General features: G+C 42.5%; 18 protein-coding genes. 4 read left to right on the top strand and 14 right to left on the bottom strand.

Translation table 11 applies throughout. From position 1 onward, the window contains the following. Positions 1 to 54: 54 nt before the first annotated feature. From AZ46_RS03895 to AZ46_RS03875, 5 genes are read right to left on the bottom strand one after another with little or no spacing between them, the layout of a single operon-like run. On the bottom strand, positions 55 to 1,659 hold the full coding sequence (locus AZ46_RS03895; protein ID WP_029285167.1) for a long-chain-fatty-acid--CoA ligase: 1,605 nt from the start codon (positions 1,657 to 1,659) through the stop codon (positions 55 to 57). 36 nt (positions 1,660 to 1,695) lie between these two features. After that, positions 1,696 to 2,448, bottom strand: coding sequence for an SDR family NAD(P)-dependent oxidoreductase (locus tag AZ46_RS03890; RefSeq protein WP_029285169.1), 753 nt, complete (start codon positions 2,446 to 2,448; stop codon positions 1,696 to 1,698). Next, positions 2,448 to 3,623: a thiolase family protein gene (locus tag AZ46_RS03885; RefSeq protein ID WP_029285171.1), complete on the bottom strand. Its 1,176-nt coding sequence runs from the start codon at positions 3,621 to 3,623 to the stop codon at positions 2,448 to 2,450. The genes AZ46_RS03890 and AZ46_RS03885 overlap by 1 nt, the downstream gene beginning before the upstream one ends. Before the next feature lie 12 nt (positions 3,624 to 3,635). After that, on the bottom strand, positions 3,636 to 4,412 hold the full coding sequence (locus tag AZ46_RS03880; RefSeq protein ID WP_029285172.1) for an SDR family oxidoreductase: 777 nt from the start codon (positions 4,410 to 4,412) through the stop codon (positions 3,636 to 3,638). A gap of 11 nt (positions 4,413 to 4,423) precedes the next feature. Then, entirely contained in the window at positions 4,424 to 5,650 is a 1,227-nt protein-coding gene (locus AZ46_RS03875; RefSeq protein WP_029285174.1) for an acyl-CoA dehydrogenase, read from the bottom strand. Between the two features lie 246 nt (positions 5,651 to 5,896). Here AZ46_RS03875 and AZ46_RS03870 point away from each other — a divergent pair, with 246 nt between their 5' ends. After that, positions 5,897 to 7,369 carry an aminotransferase class I/II-fold pyridoxal phosphate-dependent enzyme gene (locus tag AZ46_RS03870; protein ID WP_029285176.1) on the top strand — a complete coding sequence of 491 codons (1,473 nt, stop codon included), beginning with the start codon at positions 5,897 to 5,899 and terminating at the stop codon, positions 7,367 to 7,369. Between the two features lie 614 nt (positions 7,370 to 7,983). Here the strand turns inward: AZ46_RS03870 and AZ46_RS21385 are convergent. Next, positions 7,984 to 8,124 carry a GapA-binding peptide SR1P gene (locus AZ46_RS21385; protein WP_081414065.1) on the bottom strand — a complete coding sequence of 47 codons (141 nt, stop codon included), beginning with the start codon at positions 8,122 to 8,124 and terminating at the stop codon, positions 7,984 to 7,986. Between the two features lie 197 nt (positions 8,125 to 8,321). Next, complete coding sequence (locus AZ46_RS03865) at positions 8,322 to 8,621, bottom strand: DUF3055 domain-containing protein (RefSeq protein WP_029285178.1); 300 nt, start codon at positions 8,619 to 8,621, stop codon at positions 8,322 to 8,324. Between the two features lie 155 nt (positions 8,622 to 8,776). Here AZ46_RS03865 and AZ46_RS03860 point away from each other — a divergent pair, with 155 nt between their 5' ends. Beyond that, positions 8,777 to 9,175, top strand: coding sequence for a DUF1885 family protein (locus AZ46_RS03860; protein ID WP_029285180.1), 399 nt, complete (start codon positions 8,777 to 8,779; stop codon positions 9,173 to 9,175). A 33-nt stretch (positions 9,176 to 9,208) separates the two neighbouring features. On the opposite strand, the gene AZ46_RS03855 is transcribed toward AZ46_RS03860, so the two are convergent. After that, on the bottom strand, positions 9,209 to 10,042 hold the full coding sequence (locus AZ46_RS03855) for a polysaccharide deacetylase family protein (protein WP_235728202.1): 834 nt from the start codon (positions 10,040 to 10,042) through the stop codon (positions 9,209 to 9,211). A 117-nt stretch (positions 10,043 to 10,159) separates the two neighbouring features. Between AZ46_RS03855 and AZ46_RS03850 the strand changes: the two genes are divergently transcribed. Beyond that, positions 10,160 to 11,698 carry a glycine betaine uptake BCCT transporter gene (locus AZ46_RS03850; RefSeq protein WP_029285183.1) on the top strand — a complete coding sequence of 513 codons (1,539 nt, stop codon included), beginning with the start codon at positions 10,160 to 10,162 and terminating at the stop codon, positions 11,696 to 11,698. A gap of 1,153 nt (positions 11,699 to 12,851) precedes the next feature. Here AZ46_RS03850 and AZ46_RS03840 read toward each other — a convergent pair. From AZ46_RS03840 to AZ46_RS03825, 4 genes are read right to left on the bottom strand one after another with little or no spacing between them, the layout of a single operon-like run. Further along, complete coding sequence (locus AZ46_RS03840; protein ID WP_029285187.1) at positions 12,852 to 13,325, bottom strand: hypothetical protein; 474 nt, start codon at positions 13,323 to 13,325, stop codon at positions 12,852 to 12,854. Then, entirely contained in the window at positions 13,297 to 15,432 is a 2,136-nt protein-coding gene (locus tag AZ46_RS03835) for a site-specific integrase (RefSeq protein ID WP_029285189.1), read from the bottom strand. The genes AZ46_RS03840 and AZ46_RS03835 overlap by 29 nt, the downstream gene beginning before the upstream one ends. 5 nt (positions 15,433 to 15,437) lie before the next feature. Continuing rightward, on the bottom strand, positions 15,438 to 16,787 hold the full coding sequence (locus AZ46_RS03830) for a tyrosine-type recombinase/integrase (RefSeq protein WP_029285191.1): 1,350 nt from the start codon (positions 16,785 to 16,787) through the stop codon (positions 15,438 to 15,440). A gap of 34 nt (positions 16,788 to 16,821) precedes the next feature. Further along, a complete protein-coding gene (locus AZ46_RS03825; protein WP_029285193.1) occupies positions 16,822 to 17,370 on the bottom strand; it encodes a helix-turn-helix domain-containing protein in 549 nt (182 codons plus the stop codon). A 653-nt stretch (positions 17,371 to 18,023) separates the two neighbouring features. On the opposite strand from AZ46_RS03825, the gene AZ46_RS03820 reads away from it, so the two are divergent. Then, positions 18,024 to 18,410 carry a hypothetical protein gene (locus tag AZ46_RS03820; RefSeq protein ID WP_051827077.1) on the top strand — a complete coding sequence of 129 codons (387 nt, stop codon included), beginning with the start codon at positions 18,024 to 18,026 and terminating at the stop codon, positions 18,408 to 18,410. Between the two features lie 69 nt (positions 18,411 to 18,479). Here the strand turns inward: AZ46_RS03820 and lpdA are convergent, their stop codons facing one another. Together lpdA and AZ46_RS03810 are read right to left on the bottom strand one after the other, a co-directional pair. After that, positions 18,480 to 19,892 carry a dihydrolipoyl dehydrogenase gene (gene lpdA, locus AZ46_RS03815; protein ID WP_029285196.1) on the bottom strand — a complete coding sequence of 471 codons (1,413 nt, stop codon included), beginning with the start codon at positions 19,890 to 19,892 and terminating at the stop codon, positions 18,480 to 18,482. Positions 19,893 to 19,896: 4 nt separating this feature from the next. Continuing rightward, positions 19,897 to 21,267: a dihydrolipoamide acetyltransferase family protein gene (locus tag AZ46_RS03810; RefSeq protein WP_029285198.1), complete on the bottom strand. Its 1,371-nt coding sequence runs from the start codon at positions 21,265 to 21,267 to the stop codon at positions 19,897 to 19,899. Positions 21,268 to 21,294: the final 27 nt, after the last annotated feature.

Below are 21,294 nucleotides of genomic sequence, written 5' to 3'. Positions count from 1 at the left end.
GCTTAGATTAAAAAAAGTATACCATAAGCACTTAAAGAGATTCATAGTTTCCTGTTATCTTTGAAGGTTTTCTTCCCGCAAGGCCCTGCGGAGGATTTTGCCCACGCTTGTTTTCGGAAGTTCGCTTCTGAATTCAATCATCGCCGGTACTTTATAGGCAGCAAGATTGGACCTGCAAAAGGCGATAATCTCTTCATCTGATGCCTGCCGCCCTGCTTTTAACACAACAAAAGCTTTGACAGTCTCTCCCCTGTAAGGATCAGGCACCCCGATAACGACAGCCTCCTGCACCGCTTCATGTTCATAGAGAACTTCTTCTATGTCTCTCGGGTACACATTGTAGCCGCTTGCGATGATCAGGTCTTTTTTCCGGTCAACGATGTAAAGGTATCCCTCTTCATCAACCTTTGCGATATCGCCCGTAAAAAGCCAGCCGTCCCGGAGCGTATTGGCCGTTTCCTCAGGCATGTTCCAGTAGCCCTTCATCACCTGGGGGCCTTTAAGGATGACTTCTCCGAGTTTTCCGGCAGGCACTTCTTCTTTGCCTGTTGCCACATCGACAATTTTATAAGCCGTGCCCGGCACGCCGATTCCGACGCTCCCAGGCTTCCGCTTGGCAAACGGCGGGTTGCAGTGAGTCGTTGGAGCAGCCTCTGATAATCCGTATCCCTCAAGAATTTTGGCACCCGTTTTGCGCTCGAATTCATTCAGCAGCTCAACAGGCATCGGTGCACTGCCGCTGTTGCAGATGCGGATGCTGCTGATCCCGTACTCCTCAGCTTTAGGATGGTTGGTAATGGCCACATACATCGTCGGTACACCCGGAAAAATGGTCGGCTGTTCACGTTTGATGGTCTGCATCACTTCCTCAAGGTCAAATCGCGGAAGCAGAATCATTGAATTCCCTCTCAGGACAGTCAAATTCATGCACGAGGTCATTCCGAAGACGTGAAAGAGCGGGATCACTGTCAGGCAGCGTTCTGAGCCGGTCTGAACTTCATGCTTGAAAAATTCGAAAGACTGATAAATATTTGCAATCAAATTTCTGTGTGTAAGCATCGCCCCTTTTGAGCGCCCGGTCGTTCCTCCTGTATACTGAAGCACGGCGATATCGTGCTCCGGTTCAATCTGCACCGGAAGAACCTCTCCTGTTGAAAAAGAAAGAAACTGCGAAAACGTAAAATCTCCCTCTGCAGGAGTCATTTCCTCCTGCAGACTGACGGTAATAATCCGCTTTAAAGCCGTGCCTGCACTGACCGCCTTTACTCGCGGATAAAGCGCATCATATACGACAATCGTTTCCGCGCCGGAATCATTCAGAATATAATCAAGCTCCCGTTCGACGAGCATCGGATTAACCTGGGTGATAATGGCTCCCGCTTTAAGGGCTCCGTAATAGGCTGCCGGATATTGCGGGCAATTTGGAAGCATGATCGCCACCCTGTCCCCTTTTTGAACGCCTTTTTTCTGAAGCGCTGATGCAAAGGCAATGGTCATCCCGTACAGCTGACGGTAGGAGATGGATTTCCCGTAAAACGAAATCGCCTCTTTGTCGCCGTAATTCTCAACGGTTTCTTCAAGCATCTGCGGAATGGAAATGTAGGGTATTTCGAACTCGTGACTGACAGTATCCGGATAATTAGCTAGCCATTGATCCAATTGAACTCCTCCTTATGCTAAAAAAGATAGACTTTTTCAAAAGGTAATCGTTCCTCCGTCTGCAAGTAGAGCAGCAGCTGTTACATATGAGGCATCGTCGCTTGCCAAAAACAGCACAGCCTTAGCGATTTCTTCAGGCTGGCCGATTCTGCCGAGCGCATTGGATGTTGTATAAATGCCCCATCTTCGTTCATCATTCCGCCATTCATCAACAATGGCTGTATCGATCACACCCGGAGCAATGGCATTGACCCGGATCCCGTCTTTCCCGTAATCAAGCGCGGCATTTTTAGTGAGGGCTATGACTCCGGCTTTTGAGGCGTTATAAGGAGCCATTCGCTTTTTCCCTTTTATGCCGAGCACGCTCGACGTGTTGATGATCGATCCGCCCCCGCTCTGTTTCATATGCGGAACAGCATATTTCATGCCGAGGAAAACACCCTTCAGGTTAATATCAACGACCCTGTCCCACTCCATTTCTTCCATATCATGAAGCTTCACACTCTGATTTGAAACACCGGCGTTGTTAAACAGGATGTGAAGGCCCCCGTATGCGGAAACAGCCCCATTCATCAGTCTTTCTATATCTTCAGCCTTCGCTGCATCTGTATGGATAAAAAGACAGGAAAAGCCTTTTTCTCTCACGGCTGCAGCTGTTTTTTCACCGGCCTCCTGATCGGCATCTCCAATCACGACGTTTGCTCCATGTTCAGCAAAGAGGAACGCCGTTGCTCTGCCGATTCCTCCAGCTCCCCCGGTTATGACTGCCGTTTTTCCTTCTAGTCTCATCACTCAGACTCTCTTTCAATAATGGCGGCGATTCCCTGGCCTCCTCCGATGCAGGCCGTAATCATTGCAAAGCGCCCGCCTGACCGCTGCAGTTCATATACGGCTTTCGTCATGAGAATCGCACCAGTCGCACCTAATGGGTGTCCATGTGCGATCGCCCCGCCGTTTACGTTCAATTTGCTGTGGTCAAACTGCAGTTCACGGTCACATGCCAGAACTTGGGCAGCAAACGCCTCGTTCAGTTCAATCAAATCCATGTCGCTGAGTGAAAGGCCTGATTTCTCAAGTGCAAGCTTTACTGCAGGAACCGGACCTATTCCCATAATGTTCGGGTCTACTCCTGCAACTGCATACTGTCTGACTGTACACAGCGGTTTTAGTCCAAGCTCCGCCGCTTTTTCGCGGGACATGACGACAACAGCGGATGCCGCGTCATTTAACCCTGAACTGCTTCCAGCCGTAACCGTTCCGCCTTCTTTAAATGCAGGCTGGAGTGCTTCCAAACCCTGAATCGTCGTATTCGGACGCGGGTGCTCGTCTCTTTCGAATAGAAGCGGCTCCCCTTTTCGCTGAGGAACAGGGACGGGCACAATCTGCTCGTCGAATCTGCCTTCTTCGACAGCTGCGGCCATCCTCGCTTGGCTTCTCAGTGCATATTCATCCTGCTCTTCCCTGCTTATTTCGTATTTGACCGCCAGATTTTCTGCTGTTATGCCCATTGGCGGATTTCCGATCTCCTTCGGCGAAAGGACAGCAGATTTAAATTTTGGCGGTGCAGGACTGAATGCTTTTTTCGGCTTTTCCATCAGAAATGGCGCAAGGGACATGCTTTCTGTTCCTCCGGCAATGTAGACGTCTCCGTCACCGGCTTTGATGGCCTGGGCTGCAAGACAGACTGCATTAATGCCTGAGCCGCATTGCCGGTCTACTGTCAATCCGGGAATGCTGATAGAAAGGCCGGTTGTTAAGGCAGTGAGTCTTGCAATATTGCCTCCGCCTGACAGGACGTTTCCAAAAATAACATCATCAATCATATCTGCCGTAACGCCTGCACGGTTCATGGCTTCTTTTATGACGATTGCCCCGAACTCATTCGGTTCCATGGCGGATAGCGCACCGCCCTGGCGTCCGATGGGTGTTCTGACTGCCGCTACAATGACAGGATCTCTGTTCATTCTTCTTCCTCCTTACATGGCATGTGTTCCGCCGTCAACGACGAGAACATCACCGGTCATAAAGTCTGATGCTTTAGCTGCAAGGAACAATGCAGCTCCTTTTAAATCCTGGTCGGTCCCGAACCTCTTGAGCGGCGTCATGTTCAGGAAATGGTCTTTTCCATTCTCGATAATGACCTGGGACATTTTTGTCGGGAAAAATCCCGGGGCAATCGCGTTGACATTGATGTTGTATTGGCCCCATTTCACAGCTAAATCCTTTGTAAAGGTAATAACCGCTCCTTTACTGGTGTTATAGGCAATCGTATCCATGTAGCGCGGGTCTGTCCCTCCAAGGCCTGCAACGGAAGCAATGTTGATGATTTTTCCGCTTTTTTGCTGGATCATGTGCTTTCCTGCTTCCTGTGACATCAAAAAGGTGCCCGTTACATTCACATTCATGACTTTATTCCACGCATCAAGCGGCATGTCCTGTACCGGAGCTCCCCATGTAGCACCGCTGTTATTGACGAGAATGTCAATTTTTCGGAACGTGTCCACTGCTGTCTGCACCACATTTTTCACATCAGCCTGATTCGTTACGTCACACCCGAGTGCGATCGCCTTGATTCCGTATTCACTGCTCAGCCTTTGCGCTGTATCCTCACAGGCAGCTGCCTTTCTGGAGCAGAGCACGAGCGATGCGCCGGCCTGGGCAAAGCCTTCCGCCATCTGGGCGCCAAGCCCCCTGCCGCCGCCTGTAATTATGGCGACCTTGTCTTTCAGATCAAAAAGTTCCTTGATGTGCATGATATCCCTCCTTATACAGTCTGCAGATTCACATCGTATTTTTTCAGTTCAAGTCTTGCCAGCTGTGCACGGTGAACCTCATCAGGACCGTCGGCGATTCTGAGCGTTCTTGCCCCTGCCCACTGAGCCGCAAGCGGAGTATCTTCGCTTACTCCGGCTGCTCCAAATGCCTGAATAGCACGGTCAATGACTTTTAAAGCCATGTTTGGAGCAATCACTTTAATCATGGCAATTTCCGTTTTCGCCTGTTTGTTTCCAACTGTATCCATCATATAGGCAGCTTTCAGCGTCAGCAGCCTTGCCTGCTCAATTTCAATTCGGGAATCAGCGATCCACTCTCTGACAACACCCTGGCTTGATATCGGTTTACCGAAGGCTTCTCTCTTTTGTACACGCTTACATAATTCTTCAAGCGCACGTTCTGCAGCCCCTATTAAGCGCATGCAGTGATGGATGCGGCCCGGTCCAAGGCGGCCCTGGGCAATCTCAAACCCTCTTCCTTCGCCTAGAAGCATATTCTCTGCAGGAACGCGGACATCCTTAAACGTAATTTCAGCATGACCGTGCGGAGCATGATCATAGCCAAAAACGGGAAGAACTCTTTCAATAGTAACTCCCGGAGTATCGAGCGGCACGAGAATCATAGACTGCTGCTCATATTTAGGAGCGTTGTAATCAGATTTACCCATGACAATCGCAATCTTGCAGCGCGGATCTCCTGCACCGGATGACCACCATTTTCTTCCGTTGATGACATACTCATTACCGTCGCGGATAATGCTCGCTTCAATATTTGTCGCGTCAGCTGAGGCAACGTCTGGTTCTGTCATGGAAAAGCAAGAGCGGATCTCGCCCGCAAGCAGCGGTTTCAGCCATTTTTCTTTCTGTTCATGCGATCCATACCTCACAAGCACTTCCATGTTTCCAGTGTCAGGTGCAGCACAGTTGAAAACTTCCGGAGCGAGCAGCGAACGGCCCATAATCTCACAAAGCGGAGCATATTCAAGATTTGTCAGCCCGGCACCATATTCGCTTTCTGGAAGGAACAAGTTCCACAGTCCCCGTTCCTTTGCTTTGGCTTTCAGCTCCTCCATAATAGGAGGAATGGCAGACCATCTCGTTTCCTGATCATTTAATTGCTCTTCATATTTCTTTTCATTCGGATAGACGAATTCTTCCATAAAAGAGATTACCTGCTTCTGCAGCTCAACTACCTTTTCTGAATACGAGAAATTCAACTCTCATCACCCTTTCATCCACCTTACTAACCGGTTGGTATGTAGTTCTGTTTCTATCATAATATGATTCTGCCAAAAAAGACAACTATTATTCTAAAAATTCTGTTAAATATTCATTGTCCCCCGTTTATCTGCCCGCTAAAAACTCCTTTCCAATCCTTGTAGAAAGTGATATAATTCACTTGTTTTATGTGTAAATGAACGTGATGAAAATAGATTACGCACTAAAGAAGGTGGGAATACAAATTGTCGCAATATGAAACACCGTTATTTACAGGGCTAAAAGAACATGCAAAGAAAGATCCTGTACAATTCCATATTCCTGGACATAAAAAAGGAGCAGGCATTGACCCGGAATTCAGATCTTTTATCGGGGAATCTGCTTTATCTATAGATTTGATCAACATCGGCCCGCTGGATGATCTCCACTCTCCTAAAGGCATGATAAAAAAAGCCCAGGACCTCGCAGCAGAAGCATTCGGAGCTGACTATACATTCTTCTCTGTGCAGGGCACGAGCGGGGCCATCATGACCATGGTAATGGCCGTCTGCGGACCTGGAGATAAAATCCTTGTCCCGCGCAATGTTCATAAATCTGTTATGTCTGCCGTAGTTTTCTCAGGTGCAACACCGATCTTTATCCACCCTGAGATTGACAAAGACCTCGGCATTTCGCACGGCATAACAACCGAATCTGTTGAACATGCACTTGAGCAGCATCCTGATGCAAAAGGGCTGCTCGTCATTAATCCTACGTACTTCGGCGTTTCAGCTGATTTGAAAAAAATCGTGGAAATTTCTCATTCCTACAACGTGCCGGTGCTTGTTGATGAAGCACACGGCGTGCACATTCATTTTCATGATGACCTGCCGCTTTCAGCGATGCAGGCAGGTGCTGATATGGCCGCTACAAGCGTTCATAAGCTAGGTGGCTCCATGACTCAAAGTTCGATCCTCAATGTGCGGGAAGGACTTGTTTCGGTTCAGAGAGTCCAGACAATCCTGAGCATGCTGACAACAACGTCAACTTCCTACCTGCTGCTTGCATCCCTTGACGTGGCAAGAAAGAGGCTTGCCACAGAAGGACGCGATCTTGCCGAAAAAGCGATACAGCTTGCAAATGAAACAAGAAACAAAATCAATGAAATCGATAAAATTGAATGCATCGGAGAAGAAATCATCGGCACAAAGGCCGCTTATGATTACGATCCGACGAAATTAATCATTTCGATTAAAGAGCTCGGACTGAACGGCTATGATGTAGAAAAATGGCTGCGTGAAAACTATAATATCGAAGTGGAAATGTCTGATTTATACAACATTCTCTGTATCATCACACCTGGTGACACGGAAAGAGAAACCGGAATCCTGGTTGAAGCGCTGCAGGCGCTGTCGGCGCAATTTGCACACGCATCGGCTGATAAAGCTAAGCCGGAGGTCATGCTTCCGGATATTCCAGTACTGGCTTTAACGCCGCGTGACGCTTTCTACGCTGACACAGAAATCGTTCCGTTTTCAGAATCTGCTGGCCGGATCATTGCAGAGTTTATCATGGTGTATCCTCCGGGGATTCCAATTTTCATTCCAGGAGAAATCATTTCAGAAGAGAACCTTTCATATGTGCGCAAAAATCTTGAAGTCGGGCTTCCCGTCCAGGGACCGGAAGATCCGGAACTCCATTACCTGCGGGTAATTAAAGAGCATAGAGCGATTAAATAACTGAAGCATGGTGCATGCTGAAACCCCCGGGAAAGAGTTCCCGGGGGTTTGTTTTGTTATTTATTTGATAACAGCGGATTGGTGTGATGCTGGGCAGCTTATAATTTGTTCTGTCTGATTTATGGGGTACCATTTTGACGCTTTGCTGCCCTATAAATTGCTCCGCCTGATTTATAGGGCACCATTCTGGCTTTTTGCTTCCCTATAATTTGATCAGTCTGATTTATGAGGTACCATTCTCGCTTTTTGCTTCCCTATAACTTGTTCCGCCTGATTTATGAGGTACCATTTTGGCTTTTTGCTCCCCTTTAATTTGCTCCGTCTGATTTATGAGGTACCATTCTCGCTTTTTGCTTCCCTTTAATTTGCTCCGTCTGATTTATGAGGTACCATTCTCGCTTTTTGCTTCCCCATAATTTACTTCGCCTGATTCATGGGGTACCATTTTGATGCTTTGCTTCCCTGTAATTTGCTCCGGCCGATTTATGAGGTACCATTTTGACGCTTTGCTTCCCTGTAATTTGCTCCGTCAGATTTATGGGGTACCATTCACCTTGTCTTTTAAACAGCAAAAAAAGCATGCAGGCCCCCCTGCATGCTTTTCAATCTTCTATTTAAACCCCTTGAATAACTGTCATTTCTCTCTCTAGTACTTGGCAATCGCAGCTTGTGCATTTTCCGTACAAAACACTGACCTTTTCATCTTCAAAATGATCGATCGTTCCGTTGCAGGTTTGACACACGATTGTTCCCATTTCCATACCCCTTTTTGAATGGATTAGCACTATTTGAAAGCGCTTAATACTTTGTAACTTTATAATAATATAACACATTTAATCCGTCAAGCCTAAATTGTATAACACATTTAATCTTTTTATCTCTAAAAGTATTCTTTTTTGAAAAATGCACAAAAAAACTGGCGGAACGGATCTGTTCGCCAGTCTTTGCTTAACTATTCATATTGAGTTGTTAATTGGACGGACGGGATGACTTCACGGAAGAAATCTGACAGTTCTGCTGCCTGCTGCAGTGTATCAATCCGAAAGGTGCGCATGAGGAATTCGAGGTCTTCGATATCTGATGAGTCAAGGAGAACAGATTTTCCGGTCTGAAGGCAGATGACGAGAGGTTTGCCAAAAAACATGCCTGAATACACGATGGCCATATCGTACCTTAAATCACTGGAAGCAAAACCAACATACCTGACATTTGCCTGTTCGGTATCATCATAAAACTTTTCCAATGTGTTCATGATGGCCTCCTTCTTTTTATCAGATTATTCAGATTAATTATACTTCATTATTCCGAAGAGCACAATCATTTCCCCTTGAACTTGCAAGCCGGCGGATAATATGTAATATTTTAAATAATCGGACATCTATAAAATTGTGCTTAGGAGTTGACGCAATGGCCTCACACGCTTTTATTCATTTAGTCGAAGGATCTGCTCAGCAGACAATATCCCTCCAACAGGTTGAGGAGCTCTTTCTTTATTACAAAGAGATAACAGGAAAAACGGGCGAACAGCTGCAGTTTGACTATGACCAGTCTGCTTTTCCATACGAGTGCAAGCATGAGGACGGATATCTCTCCCTTACCTCTGAGGAGCGCGGCTATGCAAAAATGTATATTGGAGCAGGTCCCGTGAATGAAGAGGCCTTTTCATTTCTGCAAATTACCCTGCCGGCAGATTCCAAATATGGCGACAGAAATAAAGCAAATGAATTTTCAAAGTTTCTGGCAAAAAAACTAAAAGGGGAACTGACTTTATTCAACGGAAGGAAGATGTACTATTACAAAAGATGAAAACAGCGATCGCCAAAGATCGCTGTTTTCATTCTAAAGAGGAGTTTCAATTGTATCAGGATCAGCCATTTCATACCCTTTTTGTTTCAGTCCTGTCACAATGGCGCTTAATGCTTCGCTTGTCCACTTGCGGTCATGCATTAGCAAGTTTGCACCATCAGTCAAGTACGGAGTATTGATCATGATTTCTGTCAGTGCTTCTTTTGTCTGGTACTCACTTTCCCAGTCATAGCCGTACGTCCAGTTCATCAGCACCATCTTTTCCTCTTCCGCAATTTTTCTGCTTTCATCTGTGTTGCTTCCAAACGGAGCTCTGAAAAAACGGGGACGTTCACCCGTTATTTGCTCAACGAGATCATTCAGAACCGTAATTTCCCTTTTCTGTTCTGAAGGGGTCAGGTCCTTAAGATTGGAATGGGTCATTGTATGATTTCCAATAGGGAAGCCAAGCTGATAAATCTCTTTCAGTCTTGCTTTCTCCTCTTCCGTATCCAGGAAATGACCATTTACAAAGAAAATCGCCTTTACTCCCATCTTTTTTAATGTCTGAGCCATCTCCACACTGTGCTGATCAGGAGCATCGTCGATAGTCAGAAGCACCGCTTTCGGGCTGACATCAGGACTTAAAGGCTTAAGTGACCAATTTTCCGGATCGATTTTATATTTTGGGGTTTTATCCAATATGGCTGGCTGTTTAGTCTTTTCATCTGATTCCAGATCTGCTGCAGGCTCTGGTTTTTCCTCCCCTGCCTCATGTACCGCTTTCTCTTCCTCAGGCGGCTTTTCTTCGTTTTTGCCGCCAGTTCCTGATGCAGTGCATCCTGCAAGGAAAAAAGCTGCTGCCGTCATACAGAGTGCTTTTCTCACGTTCTTTCCTCCCCGGTGCATTCTTTTTAGAATAATTTGCCGCCGATTGCTTCACTATATAGGAAGAGGAATTAATTAACAACACTTCTTATTTCCTATTTTGAAGGAGGTCTGAATATGAAGAGACTAACACCTGTTTTTATCCTTTCTCTCATCGTTTCTGTTCTTTTTATTTTGTGGGGAGCGCTGCCAAAAAGCATAATCGGGAGTGCCAATCTGTCAAATGTAACGACACTTATCCACGGATTTATTATTGAAAAATTCGGCTGGTTTTATCTGCTGACTGCTACTTTTTTTCTTATTTTTGCAATTGGATTAATTTTTACGAAGTACGGAAACATCAAGCTTGGAAATGATGATGATGAACCAAAGTATTCTTACCTCAGCTGGTTTGCGATGCTTTTTAGTGCCGGCATGGGAATCGGACTTGTGTTCTGGGGAGTATCTGAGCCGATGAATCATTACAGCGCACCTCCTTCCGGTGAAGGATTCACGGATGAATCTGCCCGTGCTGCGATGCGCTACTCCTTTTTCCACTGGGGCCTTCATCCTTGGGCCATTTACTCGGTTATCGCTTTATCACTTGCTTATTTTACGTTCAGGAAAAATCAAAACGGAGTTATCAGTAATATTCTTCGGCCGCTTATTGGGGATCGTGCAGATGGAAAGGCCGGCGTACTGGTAGACTTCCTTGCAGTGTTTGCCACCATTTTTGGAGTTGCAACGTCCCTTGGGCTCGGCGCCATTCAAATTAGTGCAGGTGTCTCCTACTTGTTTGACGGAATCAGCAATACATTTTCAACCCAGCTGATTATTATTGTGATAGTGACCTTTCTTTTCATGCTGTCTGCTCAAACAGGGCTTGATAAAGGAATTAAAATACTCAGCAACGTTAATATTATTCTGGCGATTGCCCTCATGCTCTTTCTGCTCTTTGCAGGCCCGACAAATTTCATCATGGATTTGTTCACGACAACCATTGGCGGATACCTGCAGAATTTGACCTACATGAGCTTCCGTCTTACGCCTTTTAACGAGGAAAGCACATGGGTTCAGGATTGGACCATCTTTTACTGGGCATGGTGGATATCATGGGCTCCGTTCGTCGGCACATTTATCGCACGGATTTCCAGAGGTAGAACAATCAGAGAATTTCTGATCGGTGTTCTTGCTGTTCCAACCATTTTCGGTGCATTGTGGTTCTCAGTTTTCGGAGGTTCCGCATTATACCTGCAGCACTTTATGAAAAAGCCAATCATGGATATCGTCAATGATAAAGGGATGGAAGTCGCTCTGTTTGCTGTCCTTGAACAATTTCCGTTTGGCATGTTCATGTCACTGCTCGCTATTCTCCTGATTAGCACTTTCTTTATTACTTCAGCCGATTCGGCAACTTTTGTGCTTGGCATGCAGACAACAGACGGAGACTTAAATCCGCCAAACAAAATCAAATTTGTATGGGGCTTTATCCAATCTGCTGCAGCTGCCGTTCTCTTATGGATTGGCGGTCTTGAAGCTCTTCAGAGGGCATCCATCATTGCTGCACTTCCGTTTGCCGTCATCATGATTTTAATGGTCATTTCGTTAATGAAATCATTGAGACGCGAAAAATTCCCTGTTATGAATCGGACTGAGACTAAAAAAGACACTTTGTAATGTTTTATTAAAAGTCAAGATATTTCTTGAAACCTATAATACCATTATGTCTTTATTTAATGTCAGACATTATAATGGGTAAATTATAAAGGATAGATGAGCAGAAAGAACCTTGCTCTATCTATCCTTTTTTGTACTACAAATGACCTCAGTTACTACAACAAGAACTTATAGCGTTGTTGTACTAACTCGCCAGTTAGTCAATTTCAAGATGAAACACTATTCCTAGTTTAAACGATGGGAGTTGTTCAAAACACGATTTTCCCGCCGCAAGTTCTGGGTCTTGGGAAACGGTCAATGCTTTTAGTTCATATTTAATACAGGATATTGGACAATTATGATAAAATGGAAATATCAGTTATTCCATTAAAGGGCAGGATTGTGGAATAAGAGAATTGAAAAAGGGGGCGAGCGTAATGTTCCAGCAGAGCGTTAGATACAATTCATTTTTGTGGGTTGGTTTTACATTGCAACTGTTTTTCATATTTATGTATATCAGTTCTTTGCTTACTGGTTTACCTCCTGTTTTAGCTGCTGTTTTTTGTTTAATTATTGGATTCACAAGTTTACTATGCGGCATCCTATTATTAAAAATAAATAAGCCAAACTATGTTTACGCAATTGGTTTAGGAATGATCTTAATTGCCTCGATCATCATATTGTTCACTATCTTTGCCTATTTTCTAGGTGAACCTGGACAATCACCAATCATAACATTTTAACTATTTGTCTTAATTCAGTTATAGGGGGCATTAATGGAATAAGGAAAGGAACTCAATTTTAATGCTGGAGTACCTTTTTTACTGTGCCGTAATACCGGTTCATAAATGGCAGTATAAATATTACCTCAATCAACAGGACTTTGCTGCTCAACAAAGTCCTGTTGATACCTATGCTATTTGATATATTAAATTCGAACAATAATTGCGAGTAAACCTTTATAGAACAATAAAAATAGCATAGTAATTCCTATGGGAATTAATATGCTATTTGATATGTTATTTATTGTGTTATTTGGCAGTTTGCACTTTTCAACCGAACCCGTTAATCCTTATTTCTGAATTTTAAAATACGCACTTAAATACTTACTAAAATGGTCTTAGAATTAGCAGTGTTCGTTTAATAAGAGTAGGTGATACTTTCTGTGCATCACCTACTTAAACGATTCGAAGTAACTCGCAACCCACTTTGTATTATTTTCTGCAATAAATTCTTCCGTAAGAATAAGTCTTTGGACAAGTTCTGCCTTTGTTAATTTCATATATTTCCTTTTTAAATTATCAGGATTACGACCTGTTTTAATTTTAGAAAATCCCCAATCATTACTGTTGATAGAACGGTTAAATACGGGATTTTTCCTATTCCTTTTCTGTTTATGAGTTTTACTATGCTGCTTGTAATACTCATATAACTGTTCATTTGTACGAATGGTGTTTGGGTGAATTCCTTTCCCTTCGGGATCGATTTCTTTTGATTGCTCAGCGATTGCTGTATAAGTGATAGGTTCACCTTTATTAATCAACTGATTGATTGCTTGTTTACCAAGCTCTATTGAACGGTTACTTCGCCTTAGATGACTATCTTTAAGCCAAACTGGTTCATTTTTCGGATTGAATGTCTGGCTCATATTCTTGTTCCTCCCTATACTTTTCAATAAGTTCTATTTCCTTTAATTCAGTACGTGCGTGTTTTCGCATCGCTTTTGTTTTTTTCACTTCAATCGTTAAACCCATTTCACTATATCGTTTCTCCATATCTTTCGATAACTCAATAACATCTAATAATTCGTGTTTCTTTTCAGGTTGAGGGATTTTTGCTTGACAGCCTAAACACGCCATTTTGATTGGACAGACGTGATTAGTGACACACGTTCCGCCAATAACGTTATTGAAGACGCCAACTTTTTCTTTATAGTCCTCAAGTTCTTTTTCAAGTTCTTCAGGGTTTCGCAAAACGGTTTCATCAATATCTATATAATCAGATATTATATCGTGTAAATCACTGACAGATTGAGCCACTTGGCTCGGTGTAGGCTCAGAATAATAACCGGTTATTCCTACATCTCTTTGGTGTAATATCTTTGCTACGATGTCTATTGGTAACTTTTGTCTCTGGACGGCATCAGTCGCAAATGCGTGGCGTAAAAGGTGTGTTTTAACTACAACAGTTTTTCCTTCCTGTGTCTCCATTTGCTGACCGTGTAATAAAAAACGAAGAGATGAATAAATCGCATTATTTTTTAATGCATTATTGTGATACTGAAAAAAATAAGGCCTGGCATCAGGGAATAGGTGTTTTCGATCATCACGATATTTAACACTTGGAATTTTTTCAGTGCCATAATGAGTTTTTAGCATCAACCCAACCGATTGTAATATTCTCATTGTTTGTTCGCTGATATAAAAGGCTTCTAATTCATCACGACCTTTAGGAATAGCGTAAAAAGCAAAACGTAATTTCTTATCAACCTTAACAGTACGGATACATTCTTTCGTGTTGTTAATTTGCAGTAATTCATTTAATCTTGCACCAGTTGTAGTACATATATCTAATGCCAATAAACCGAAGGTTGCAGCTGCATACATAGGTTCTACATCTAACAAAACACCTTCAGCTTTGTCTTTATGGAGAGAAAGAAAGGAATTTCGTGAAAGTATTCCTTTATGAATGGAATAAAAGGGTACAGGATTACTATTGGAATTATCTCCACCATAACCCCACGAATAAAGCAGTTCACGCTTTTGCTTTATTTCTTCATCGGTTGCATTTTGAGACCACTGCCCAATTACATCCTTTTCAAAAAGTTCAATGAACCAAGGCCCCTCAACTTCTTCATTATCCTCCAATCTTTCTGCTTTAATAAACTCTACAAAGTAATAATTTTTTTCTTCTGAATATACACCAGTACGATTGTTTGCTGCTTTAATAGTTTGTTGATTGAATTTGTCTTGATGATTTAGGACAAACGCAACCTTGTCCCACAGGCGAAAATAAAAACGTTCACCGACACGCTCAGGTTCATTATAATGAAATTCCAAAGGCAACATAACATTAGGCATTTTTCCTTGCTCACAGGCTTTTAAAAAAGCTTGCCGCAGTCTAGTTATTTGATTCCAGCGAAAGTGTCCTTCGGCTCGGATTTGGGGTAGTAAAGGCACAATAGCGTCCGTTTCACTCTTACGAGTATTTCGTGTATGTTCTTTGGCAGACTTCGTAAAGGTAAAATCCCTTGAATCGTAAGAAGGCATTTGAAAAATAAATTGTTGGAAGTAACCTTGTTGTTCTTTAGGGCATTTGTTTGCAACCCATTTTTTAGTTGCATAAGAACAAGATCTATAAGTAGCCAAAAAACTCGCCTTTAAACCGTCTGTATGTTCTTCAAATACAGAACCTTTAAAGTATTGATACATATGTGTTTCAGTATTCAAGTCACCCATTTCTATTAAACGAAAGCAGTCAAACAAATCTCTTAATCGCGTGTTAATAGCAGTGATAACTATCATAATTGTTCTAACGTCTACATTTTTTTCTCTATAAACTAGCATAGAAAGAAATAAATTGTTGTTCCAAGGTTTGTCTATCACATTATTAATATAGTATTTCAAATATCTTTCATCCATCTTGTCCAGTACAAAAAAACCTCTAGCATCACAAAAATGAAGAAGTTGATTATCAACTTTGTTCAATAATTTCTCGTAAAAAGGTGATTGTGGTTTAAGGGTTGAGATTGTCAGCGTTATCACTCCAATCCATCTAAAAAATCTTGTAGTTCAGGAATTATTTCAACTGCACTGCTATTTTCTATAACAGTTAGAGAAGGTTTTTTCTTTCGTTTGTCTTTCGTTTGCTCTATATACTCTTTTTCTAATTGTGACATACTGTTCAACATTTGATCGTGTGCTTCGCGATGTTTTTCTTCATCAAAATAATGTTCGTAAACTTTTATGGTGTCCGCATTTTTCCACTTTATATACTTGATTAGTTCATTTGTCCTTTGTTTAATTTCAGCTTCTGTTTGGGAAGTATTATAGATCTCTCGTAATCTTGTCGTAACAAACCAGTGCCTTGTTTTATGAGGATTTAACTTAATCTCACATTCATCGATAGCCCTGCTCCAGTGGTAATACCAAGCTTCATATGAAAAGGGGGTCCCTAGTTCCGTAAGGAATATTGGAGCTTCATTTGGCAATCCTTCATAATTGTGTTGGAATTCGTCATATTGGATTCGATCATTATTGATATATCGCATCAGTAATTTCACTGTATCTTTACTAAATCTAAGAAACTTAACCCTTCTTCCGTGGCTCCCTTTATTGAATGTGCTTACTTCTTGAAAACTTTTACGCGAGCGAAAATCACCAATAGTTAATTCTATAACCTCTGATGCTCTTGCTCCGGTTTCGAAAAGCATACGAGATATAACCAATTCCCTTAGTGACCAGTTTACCTTTTTTCCTGCTTGATAGACCTTTGAAGGGAGGTAAGGATCATCAATAATTTCAGGCTGCCACTCTTCATTAATTAACTTAAAATATGAATCAGTCATCCTTCTATGTTGTATGGCATCTTCCGTCCCAGCCTCAGATGGCATACGAGGCTTATCCTTTCTTACACCTTCAGTCTGGCTTTTAAATTCATCTAAAATCGCATAAGAATCGATCAAAGGATTTATATAGTTGTAACGCTTTAATCGAATAAGAGATTTATAGAATGATTTCAATGCTGATAGAAAACGGTTTACGGTATTGGGACTTATACTTGTCCTGTTAACAAACCGGAAGTTATCCTTATCACGAACTTTGCAGCCCATCTCATTCATTAGATAATCCTCCACAGCCACTCGTATAGCTTCAGGGGGTTCATCCCACTTAACCCGTTTTCCCTGGTAGTTACTCACCTCGTCTAACCACCTAAAGAAGGGGAGGAGACATTTCAAATACGAAAGTGCGGAGCTTTTGTCTATACTTCCTATGCAGTCGTGGTAATGTTCAGTCAAAGGCAGGAAAGGCTCACTTTCGCCATTAAAGACCAATAATTCAAAGCGACTTTCAATTCCTTTGGGGCAGTAGTAATACTGGTAGCTTCCCATAAAAACCCCCTTCATACTGTTTAATAAAAGGTTCCTATTCTTCAAGCCAATTATAAAAAGGTACCTTACGCTTATAAGGTTGGTTATTAAAATCTGAGTCAATACTGCTGTCCTGCTGTGATAAATCATATACTCTTTTGCTTTGACTTTTTTGTAACTTTACAGGAACAGAAGTTGGTGTCCAATTTTCACGGATTGCTTTCCTTATAAACCCGTCAGAGTTTTTTACCTTTGTTGCTGATTGCTGCATAATAAGGAGAATCTCTAGTGTACGTTTTATTCCTACGACGGAAAGGATAGATAAGATTTCATTTGTTGGAGTGGTTAGGGTGACAGCTTGATATGCTAGTTTAACTAACTCTGTTTCATCAACGTTAGAATTCATTCTCTCGACTAGTTGTTCTGGTTTATGGGTAGGCAGACCCTTATTTAGTTCTAATAAATCCGATTCAACAATTCTCCAACCTTCTTTATCACTTTTTCTGTATGAGTTTGGAAATTTGCCTGTTCGAATCCATCGTTTGATTGTTTCTTCGTGTTTTCCTAAGAGTTTTGAAACTTCCTTTACTGTATAATCTTTCAAAAAATAACCTCCCAACTAGAATTTATGTTCGGAATGTATGTTCCCACTTTACCACAACTTTTATTTTATGTAAAATTCAGAAAAATAAAATTGTTGTTGTTGTAAAATGAGGTCATTTAGAGGCCTAAATAAACGAAAAAGCACACCACTACATAAAGTGATGTACTTAATTTTTTATTTATTGTCTGACATTAAAGAGGATCATCCTCTCTGCCTATAAAAAGGTACATTCACTTGTCCTTAATTTTACAGAGTAAAGTGTCTTTTTTCTTTGCTCTTTCTTACCCTCTCATATCGAATTTCAGTTTTGGAGGGTACGCATTCTTCTCTTTCTTACCCTCTCACATCGTTTTTCAGTTTTCGAGGGTACGTATTCTTCTCTTTCTTACCCCTCCCACATCGTTTTTCAGTTTTCCAGGGTACGCATCCTCTCGCTGCCTCACCGTTCCACCTTGTTATGAAGTAAATTATAAATTTTTGCGACAAACTGTCATTGTATTTTTCATTTTTGTAACAAATAGGTAACATTCAGGGGAATATTCGGAAAACATGATAAAATAGCATTAATTTAGATTAACGGAAACTGTAAAATAGGTACGAAGTAGGACTTAGTTCGGACCGTTACGACCATTTCATTAAAAGGGGTGGACAATATGGCAAAGTCGGTTATTGTCGCCTTCATCATGCCAGTTTTTCTTCTTTCATCTTGCAGTCTGAATATATCCTCAGAATCGCTGCGTCCAGAAGACGATGATAAAAAGCTGCTGTTTTTTTCAGATGAACAGGATGAACACCGGGAATCTGTTTATTTTGATGCTCTGATTGATCTGAAACAGGATTTCCCCGAAGAAGTGGAAGACTTGGAATTTGTTGAAACGAGCAGTGATGAAGACTATCCTGTAGACATTGATACATTTCCTTCGCTTGTGGTTGTAGACGATAATCGCGTCCTCTTCCAGATTGAAGGCCACGTAGGAACAAAGGAAGAAATTATTAATCCCGTTGTAAAAGCTCTTTCAGGCAGCAGCGGAGATCGATAGACGGATTTCACACCGTCTTTTTTTTCTGCAAAAAAACCCCCTGATGGATGCCATCAGGGGGTTTGATTATTATTTAATAATGTGGATTGGGCTTCCGATTGCAACTTCAGCAGCTTCCATTGTGATTTCTCCCAATGTTGGATGCGCATGAATTGTCATTGCGATATCTTCTGCAGTCATGCCAGCTTCAATTGCAAGGCTTAGCTCTGAAATCATATCAGAAGCAGCCGCACCTGCGATTTGAGCTCCGATAACAAGACCGTCTTCTTTACGTGTAACAAGTTTCAAGAAACCGTCTGTTTCGTTAAGAGAAAGAGCACGTCCGTTAGCAGCAAATGGGAACTTCGCTGCAACAACTTCGATTCCTTCTTCTTTAGCCTGTGTTTCAGTGTATCCAACTGTAGCCAGTTCAGGCTCAGAGAATACAACAGCAGGAATTCCGAGGTAGTCGATTTCAGCATGCTCGCCGGCAATTGCTTCAGCAGCAATTTTACCTTCGTATGAAGCTTTATGAGCAAGCGGAGGACCTTCAACGATGTCACCGATTGCGTAGATGTTAGAAACGCTTGTACGGCACTGCTTATCAATTTTGATAACGCCGCGGTCTGACATTTCAACGCCTACTTGCTCAAGTCCAAGCTCATCAGTGTTTGCACGGCGGCCAACAGTTACAAGAAGGTAATCTGCTTCAACTGTCTGCTCTTCGCCTTTCACTTCAAAGGTTACTTTTACGCCGTTTTCTGTTTCTTCAACAGATTTTGCTTTTGCTTTTGTATGGATTTCAACGTTTCCTTTTTTCTTAAGGTTACGCTTAACAAGAGAACTCATTTGCTTTTCGAAGCCCATAAGGATTTCATCCATTGCCTCGATGAAGACAACTTCAGAACCAAAGTTGGCATAAGCTGTTCCAAGCTCAGTGCCTATGTAGCCTGCACCGATAACAACAATTTTCTTTGGAATTTCGTTCAAGCTTAGAGCACCAGTTGAATCAAGCACTCTTTTAGAGTATTTGAATCCTGGAATTTCAATTGGGCGAGATCCAGTAGCAATGATTGCGTTTTTGAATTTGTACGTTTGAGATGAGTTGTCATCCATTACTTTAATAGATTCGCTGTCAACAAAGTAAGCTTCTCCGCTGACAATCTCAACTTTGTTTCCTTTAAGAAGTCCTTCAACTCCGCCGACAAGTTTCTTTACAACGCCAGCTTTGAATTCCTGTACCTTTGTAAAGTCAACTGTTACGTTTTCGGCTTTAATTCCCATGTCTTCAGAATGCTTGGCATTCTCAAAGCGGTGACCTGCAGCAATTAAAGCTTTTGAAGGAATACATCCTACGTTAAGGCAAACGCCGCCAAGGTTTGCTTTTTCTACGATTGTTACTTTTTGTCCTAGTTGTGCAGCGCGGATGGCAGCTACATAGCCGCCAGGTCCCGCACCAATGACAAGAGTATCTGTTTCAATAGGGAAATCTCCTACTACCATTGAATTACGCCTCCATTAGAATAAGTTGTGGGTCGTTCAATAAACGCTTAATGTGATTTAGAGCATTTTGTGCTGTAGCACCATCAATCATGCGGTGGTCAAAGCTCAGTGACAGCGCAAGTACTGGAGCAGCAACAATTTCTCCGTCAACAACGATTGCTTTTTCAGCGATGCGGCCGATTCCAAGAATCGCAACCTCTGGGTGGTTGATAACCGGAGTGAACCATTGGCCGCCTGCAGAACCGATGTTTGTAATCGTGCAAGAAGCGCCTTTCATTTCCGCAGCAGAAAGTTTACCGTCGCGGGCTTTTGTAGCCAGGCCGTTAATTTCATCAGAAATTTCAAAGACTGATTTGCGTTCTGCGTTTTTAACAACAGGAACCATAAGTCCTTTTTCTGTGTCAGCGGCAATACCGATGTTGTAGTAATGCTTTTGAACAACTTCTTCGGTTTTGTCATCGATTGAAGTATTAAGAACCGGGTATTTCTTAAGCGCTGATGTAAGAGCTTTCACTACGTACGGTAAATATGTTAACTTAATACCCTGCTCGGCTGCAACACCTTTGAACTGTTTTCTGTGAGCAACAAGGTTTGTTACGTCCACTTCGTCCATCAATGTTACGTGAGGAGCTGTATGCTTCGAGTTAACCATTGCTTTAGCGATCGCTTTGCGCATCGGGCTCATTTTTTCGCGTGTTTCAGGGAAGTCGCCTTCTGGAACAGCTTGTTTAGCAGGTGCTTTTTGCTCTGCTTTTTCTTCTTTAGCTTCTGCCTTCGGAGCTTCAGCCTGAGCTTCAGCAGCAGGTTTAGAACCGCCATCAAGGAATGCGTCGATATCTTCTTTGCTTACGCGGCCGTTTTTGCCTGAGCCTGATACCTGACGGATTTCAACGCCTTTTTCACGAGCGTATTTGCGTACTGATGGCATTGCGATTACACGCTTGTTTGGATCTGCATCAGCCTGATCTTGTGCACCTGCACCAGTTGCTGCTTCTTCTTCCTGTTTAGGAGCTTCTTCTTTTTTCACGTCCTGGCCGGCTTCAGCTGTAGCCTGAACTTGAGCTTCCTCTTTTTTAGACTCTTCTTTAGCAGGCTCATCGCCATGGTCGTCACCTTTAAATTTAAGGTTTTCGTAACCTGGTGCATCAAATGTGATAAGAGTTTGTCCAACCGTAGCAACAGTTCCCTCTTCCACTTTAACCTCAATTACTTTTCCTTTGACAGGAGAAGGAATTTCTACGACTGCTTTATCATTCTGAATCTCAGCCAGAACATCATCTTCGTTTACTTCATCGCCAGGCTTGATAAACCACTTTACAATCTCACCTTCGTGGATACCTTCACCGATATCCGGCATTTTAAATTCGAAAGACACGGTATACTACCTCCTATTTTTCATATG

The sequence above is a fragment of the Metabacillus indicus LMG 22858 genome (assembly GCF_000708755.2).
Classification (GTDB): Bacteria; Bacillota; Bacilli; order Bacillales; family Bacillaceae; genus Bacillus_P; species Bacillus_P indicus.
This window is presented reverse-complemented; position numbering and strand designations above follow the sequence as displayed.